General features: G+C 45.5%; 6 protein-coding genes. All 6 read right to left on the reverse strand.

The window, feature by feature from the left end:
- Position 1: 1 nt before the first annotated feature.
- The gene (locus tag ACLTD4_RS17225) at positions 2-2,083 is read right to left on the reverse strand and encodes a BglG family transcription antiterminator (protein ID WP_181991258.1); all 2,082 of its coding nucleotides are present in this window, start codon (positions 2,081-2,083) and stop codon (positions 2-4) included.
- 515 nt (positions 2,084-2,598) lie between these two features.
- On the reverse strand, positions 2,599-3,594 hold the full coding sequence (locus tag ACLTD4_RS17230; RefSeq protein WP_117620934.1) for an aldo/keto reductase: 996 nt from the start codon (positions 3,592-3,594) through the stop codon (positions 2,599-2,601).
- Positions 3,595-3,657: 63 nt separating this feature from the next.
- Positions 3,658-4,431, reverse strand: a complete 774-nt coding sequence (locus ACLTD4_RS17235) for an HpcH/HpaI aldolase family protein (RefSeq protein WP_025532287.1) — start codon at positions 4,429-4,431, stop codon at positions 3,658-3,660.
- A gap of 63 nt (positions 4,432-4,494) precedes the next feature.
- Positions 4,495-5,331: a carbohydrate ABC transporter permease gene (locus ACLTD4_RS17240; RefSeq protein WP_117620935.1), complete on the reverse strand. Its 837-nt coding sequence runs from the start codon at positions 5,329-5,331 to the stop codon at positions 4,495-4,497.
- Entirely contained in the window at positions 5,328-6,197 is an 870-nt protein-coding gene (locus tag ACLTD4_RS17245; protein WP_002600933.1) for a carbohydrate ABC transporter permease, read from the reverse strand. Before ACLTD4_RS17245 ends, ACLTD4_RS17240 begins: the two co-directional genes overlap by 4 nt.
- A gap of 141 nt (positions 6,198-6,338) precedes the next feature.
- Positions 6,339-7,267 (reverse strand): extracellular solute-binding protein (locus tag ACLTD4_RS17250; protein WP_412331438.1); only part of this gene is annotated, 929 nt, incomplete at its 5' end.

The following is a 7,267-nucleotide window of genomic DNA, read 5'->3' on the forward strand; positions in this document are numbered from 1 at the left end:
GCTATACCCCCTCTCTCTCTTCCTCCTCATACTGCCTGATTAATTCAACCACTTCTTCTGCATTTTTTGCTTCCATAAATTGCTTTAAAGTCTCTTCTTCCCCGAATATATTAGATAAATGAACCAACGCATTGATATGACTGTGTCCGTCAACACTGGACAATACTATAATAAGATTAGCGTATTTCTCATCACTAAAGTAAATCCGTTCTTTCGAACAAAGCATAGACATCGCAAGCTTCTTTGCCCCCTCAGATGGTCTTGCATGAGGCAATGCTACCCCTGGAGTTAAAATGATATAAGGCCCCGTGGTTTCAATGGAATCAATCATTGCCCGGACATAATTCTGAGTAATACTTCCATCTTCAATTAGTGGTGCCGCTGCCAGGCGTACCGCATCTCTCCAGTCCTGGACAAAATCCGTAAATCGTATTCTATCAGCAGTTAAAAGATCCTTTAACATATACTTTTTTACTCCTTTATAAATAATCTCATAGCTTCCATTACCGTACAGTTGACTAAGCCGGTTTCCAACCTGTTCACGTTGGTCTGGCAATAAAAAATCTTTTAATACATTCATGGTATCTTTCAGCATGATTTTGGCAGAATCCAAAGCAATAGAGTCTCTGTCCGAAAGTTTACGGTAAATATTGCTTTTATCCTGCAGTGTCAGGACCGGATTCACACGGACACAGGGAATGTTTTCATCTATCTTTAATAGCATGGGCGCCACCAATAGATCCAATTTATTGTAGAAAGTCCAGTAACTGACTTCATAAGATGGAATTAATATGGTCCGAACCTCGTGAAAAGTATTTTGTATCTGTTTTTCCACCAGCGCCCCAATTCCTATATTATTTGCACATACAATACCTATCAACGGAATCTTCTGTCTCTGTTCATCGCCGCTATCCTGAATGACCCAGCCAATCAGCTGTGCCGTAAGGTAGGCCAGTTCTTTTTCCGATATTTTAACACCTGTCCATGCTTTTATTGTTTCCAGTTCCTTCGTCAGATTAAAAATATACTTATAATCTTTCTGTATAGCCTCGACAAATGGGTTGAAAATATGAAAGCCAAAGATTTCCCGAAGCAACACACCGCTTAAAGACTGACCAAGCTTTTCAATCACTACTCTTCTCTTTTTACAGCCCAATCCAATTCTGGATTCAAATTCCGTAATAATCTCCTCTGCAAACTCTTCCAAGGAATTTTTTTCTGAAACAAACTGCTCCAGATTGTCTTCCCATATACTCCCCATGCAGATGATTGTCTGCTGCAGCAATTCCTTTTCAGAATTTAAACTCTCCTTTTTTTCCTGCTCCCCCCCTTTGACACCAACGGAATTTTTGAATACACCACTGCTCGCGATAGCACACTTGACTTCCTGCCATATACCGGACTTTAAAATCAGGTATTCGATACAATTTTTCGTGTATGATCCAGCACTCTCTTCCTCCACCACTCCGTAGGGGAGACAGCGTCCCTGAACAATTCTCTGAACGATAAGCTCAACGGAGAGTGAAATATAAACAGCCGACTGAAGTGACAGCTTGATGTTCATTTCATTTGATACACGCTCCAGTTTATCCGCTCTCTCCATAATCTTTTCGTAGTCGAATCCGTATAATGGGAATAAATTTTCTTCCGCTACATGATACCTGATCTGCTCTTTTTCTGCTGAAAAAGCAGGAATTAACGATATGTAAAATGGTATCATTCTTCTTATTTCAGCCTCATTCCCGGCCAGCATATATCCTTTATTATTTGATACGATTCTTGTTTCGAATCCATTATCCCTTAAAAACCTGCTGATTGCAGTCATGTCGGCTATACATGTATTTCGGCTGATTTCAAACAGTTCACAGATCTGATAGTTTGTAATAAACGAATTCGCAAATAGTTTGAAGACAATATATTTTCTTCTTTCGAAAAACGAGTAATAGTAGTCTTCTTCTGAAACAGACCTTAAAATTGATTTCAACTGTGCAAGTCCTTCCGGCAACATCTGCACCGATCGCTTCTCCCTTTCGTCTTTCAGCCGCACCCCCCTTTTTCCAAGCCAGTAGACACAGTCTTCCATAATCTGCTTTGCCTGTCCTCTGGAAATCCTCATAACCTGAGATATCTGGTGCACCGTCAGACAGCCCTGATTATCCAGCAACATCTGAAAAGTAATGAGAATATCTTTCGTCATCTTCATATCATTCACTCCCTGAATTCATTATATAAAATATCATTTTTCACAAACAGTCCAATTAAATTTAATTTTCACTCTATAAAAATATACTATATATTAATCAGGAAAACCAAGGGGGTATGTTCGAGTAAATATACATAATATAATAATAATTAAGCATTTATGATTCACAATACGTTATATATGCCATTATCTTGCAGTATGTAATTTTAAATATGGGAAAAAAGAATTGTATAAATATGAATAAGAGTATAAATTAATACCAAAAATTTCCATTTATGATTATCTGTAGTTCTTAACTATATCTAAAAACATAAAAAGACTGCATTGTTTTTTATAAACAATGCAGTCGAATAAATTATTATTGAAACAGATTTCACCGTAATCCGCTCTCTTCCCTAAACTCTCTCATACAGAATTTCATCAATCCGTCTCAACTCTTCCCCGCAAAACGTCAGCTTCTCCATCGCCTTTAAATTCTCCACGATCTGTTCCGCACGGCTGGCTCCGATTACAACCGAAGTCATTCCCTTTTTCTGAAGAACCCATGCCAGCGCCATCTGAGCCAGGCTCTGACCGCGGCTGTCGGATATCTCTTTTAAATGTTTCGTGATCACCGGGACAGAACCGGTCACATGGTTGGCATTCAGAAACACGCTGGCGCCGGCGGCTCTGGAACCGTCTGGAATGCCATCGATGTATTTGCCAGTCAGAATTCCCTGGGCAAGCGGTGAAAAGGCGATTGCTCCGACGCCATTTTCATTGAGCACATCAAGAACCGCCTCATTTTCACGGTGAATCATCGACAGCTGCATCTGATGAATCAGACAGTGGATACCCATGCCTTCCAGAATTCTCACCGCCTCCGCCGTCTGTTCCGCGTTATAGTTGGAGATTCCCACATAAAGCGCCTTTCCGCTCTTTACGATCCCGGCCAGCGCATCCATCGTCTCTTCCATCGGCGTATCCGGGTCCGGCCTGTGGTGGTAATAAATATCCACATAATCTAAGTTCATGCGCTTCAGGCTCTGATCCAGAGAAGCCACCAGGTTCTTCTTGGACCCCCACTCCCCGTATGGTCCGGGCCACATGTAGTATCCGGCCTTCGTCGAGATAATCATCTCATCCCGGTAAGCCCTTAATTCCTGATGGATCACGCGCCCGAATGTCTCCTCCGCGCTTCCGGCCTCCGGCCCGTAATTATTGGCCAGATCAAAATGTGTAATGCCCCGGTCAAATGATTCCAGCAGCATTTCCCGGCAGTTGGTAAAATCCGATGTATTTCCAAAATTATGCCACAAGCCAAGGGACATGGCCGGAAGAAACAGGCCGCTCTTCCCGCATCGGTTGTATTTCATTGTCTCATATCGTTCCGTTTTCGCAATGTAATTCATATTTTCCCTCCATTCCTGAACCTCCAGGGCGTATTTGAAAATTACTTTCAGACAGGCCCTGGTCTAGAATTCCGCCAGTTCATCAAAATTGCGCTTCAAACCATCGGCCAGCACCCTGGCATCCTGTCCGAATACCACCCACTGAATTCCTTTTCCCATGGCTTTCGCGGCTTCTTCCTTCGTCGCTCCGATAGCTGCCCCCAGCGTTAAGCCTTTGGCTCTGACACGCCGGCAGATGTCATCGTATACCTCTGGAAGCTCATACTTCTTCTCGCCGGTCTGGCCTTTGATCGATCGTCCCAGGTCCGCCGCACCGATGAAGAGAGAATCGATTCCATTTACTTCCATGATTTCATCCAGGTTCTCGTATCCCTCCAGAGTCTCGATCTGCATAACCTTATATACCCGCTCGTAAGCCGTCTGAATATACTCATCTTCGTCAATCAGACCGTAGCGGATCGCTCTGATCGGTCCCTGGCCCCGCACGCCGCCATGATCCGGGTAGGAACAGGAACGGACTGCCTCCTTCGCCACCTCCGCGTTATTGGTAAACGGGAATATAATTCCGTCCGGTCCCATATCGAGGATCGCTTTCATCGCCTTCACATCGACTCCCGGCACCCTGACAAATGCCGCACAGCCTGCTCCCTGCGCCGCTACGATGTGATGAAATATCTCCTGTCTGTCCAGAGGCCCGTGCTCCGCGTCTATCCAAACATAGTCATATCCAATATATCCGGCCATCTCGCTCACCATGGGGTCGGCCATATTTAGGAAAAATCCCTTTACCAGCTTTCCTGCGGCTATCTTCTCTCTTATTCTGTCAACCTTATTCATTCTTTGTCTCCATTTCCGTCCGAATCCTGCGGACATTTCATTTAATATAAAATATGGGCTGCCTTATCCCTTTACTGCCCCAAGTGTCACACTCGATAAGAATTTATCCTGGAACATGAGGAATACGATAATTAAAGGGATTGTGACCAGCGTACAGCCGGAAAGCACCAGCTCCCACGGCACCGAACGGGCGGAATCCGTCTCGTTCAACGTCGGGAGAATAACCATGATCGGCATCAGCTTCTGTTTCGTCAGCATGATCTTAGGGTAGAGAAGCTCATTCCATTTGCTTAAAAACTGCAGAATCGCCAGCGCTCCAATGGAGGGGGAGGAAATTGGAAGGACGATCTTCGAGAAGATTTTCCACTCTCCGGCCCCGTCGATCCTGGCGGCCTCAATCAGGGAATCGGGAATCGACATCATATACTGGCGCATCAGGAACATGGCAAATACATTGGCCGCCCCCGGAATGATCTGAACCCGGTAAGTATTCAGCCATTTCATCTTGGAAAAGATCAGGTACAGCGGCGTGATGTTCAGCTCTGCCGGAATCATCATTGTGATGAGAAGCATGAGAAACAGAACATTTCTTCCGCGGAATTTAAATTTAGCAAAGGCATAGCCTGCCATGGAAGCCAGAAGGCAGGAAAGCGCCGTGTAGCTGGCCGCCACGAAGATGGAGTTTCCAAAGGTCCGCAGAATCAGGCCGGAATTGAAGTTCAGCAGGCGCTTAAAATTCGCCAGTGTCGGATGAACCGGAAATCCGGCCGAATTGCCATACAGCTCCTGGGCTGTCTTTAAGGAGCCGGAAATCATGATAAATACCGGAAATACGGCTGCGAAGCAGGCCATCATGACAATCGCGTTCAGCAGGATTATTTTCCCCTGTCTTTTCGTCATTCCTCGTCACCTCCCAAAACTTTAAGCTGAATCAGCGTCAGCACCAGAATCACAGCTACCAGAATCCATCCGGCCGCCGCTGCCATTCCGAACTGGCCGCCGGACATGCTGTTGATAATTAAGTTAATATAGGGCGCTACCTTCATGGAAGGATCGTAGTTCTGCGCCAGCAGAAGGTTCGGCTCCGTATAGATTTTAAAGGAACCGATGGCATTGGTGATAAACGCCACCATAAAGGTCGGCTTCATCATCGGAAGAATAATGTGCCATAAATTCTGCAGGCCGCTGGCTCCGTCGATGGATGCGGCTTCCGTGATGTCCTCGCCAATGGTCGTCAGGCCGGACAGATAGATGATAAAATACCAGCCGATTCCCCTCCAGGACAGCAGAGTGACCACAGTCCAGCGCATCCAGGCCGGATCGGTCAAAAATGGAATCGTCTTTCCGAGGATCTGATTGATGACACCAACTCTCTCTCCAAAGATAATCTTAAAGCAGAGGGAGCTGGCAACCACCGCACAGATCTGCGGAAGAAAAATAAGTGGTTTATAGACGGAACGCATCCGTCCCACAAACTTTGACTTGACAGCCAGAGCCAGTAAAAAAGAGAAGGCCATGGTCGGAATGAAGCTGAAAATAAAGTAAAAGACTGTATTCCCCAGGCATTTCCACATCGTGTCATAGTTAAAAAGATTTTTATAGTTCTGCAGTCCCACCCACTTTGCCGCACCGTAACCGCTGTATTTGAAAAAGCTTAAGCCCAGAGAATACAGAGCGGGCCAGAGAAAAAACAGCAGGTAAATTACCATAAACGGCAGCAGAAACAGATAGGGGACGGCAGATTTTTTTAATTTATACCGGTTCAAATTGTCGATGCCTCCTTTGTTTTCGCAAGTGACGAGCCAGGCGGATAGTTCCGTATCACTGGCATTTTTCCAACAAGAAAGGCGACGAAATGCATCATCGCCTCTCTTCATACACATGTACCTGATAAATGCTCCCGCTATTTATTCAAACGGATTGCCGATCTGATTGATCATGTCATCCTGCGCGGCCTTCAGCGCTTCATCAAGTGTCATATTATCCTGTAAATACTCGTCAAGATACTGGAGAATAATCTTCTGCTCCTGGGAGGAAGCCGGATTATACGGGAATATCTTTAAATATTCCATGGCTTCGCTGTTCACCTCGCCTAAGCTGCACGCATAATACTCGTTGCCGCCATTATAATACGCATCGTCAGCCGCGGATTTTAATGCAGGGAGTACGCCGGTTACATCGAAAATAATCTTGGCAGCATTTTCGTCAAAACACATCTTTGTCATCACTTCTGCCGCCAGCTCCTTATTCCTGGCCGCCGCCGGAATTACCCAGATTGCTCCGCCGGCATCAGAACCTTCTCTGATCTCTTCCGGCCACGGTGCCATAGCCCATTTTCCCTTCTGGCTCTCAAGGTTGAAATTCTTAAAATCGGTCTTAAACCAGCCTCCGATGAGCTGAGATACAATTTCACCGTTGTCAAAGGCAGGAGTCCAGTCCGCCGACCATTCAGCCGCGCTGGACATGACGCCGGAATCTTTCAGCTTCTTCATCCGTTCAAAGGTCAGCTTTACGTCCTCGTTGGAAGCCAGATTATAATTGCCGTTTTCATCACAGAAGCCTGCTCCCGTGCCGCTTAACATCATCATAAAATCATAGCTTGTGGTCGGTACATTGTAATTTTCCATGCAGGCGTTGGGATATTTTTCCCGGATCGTCTCACCCGCTGCGATAAATTCGTCGATTGTCTTTACCTGACGCACGTCAATGCCGCATTCCTCGAAGATGTCTGCGCGGTAAAACCATACCTTTGGCTTTACCTCCCTCGGCAGTGCATAATACGTGCCGTCGTACTTCATAATACTTTTCGCTGCGTCAATGATCTTGTCCTCATATT

The organism is Hungatella sp. (genome assembly GCF_046966825.1).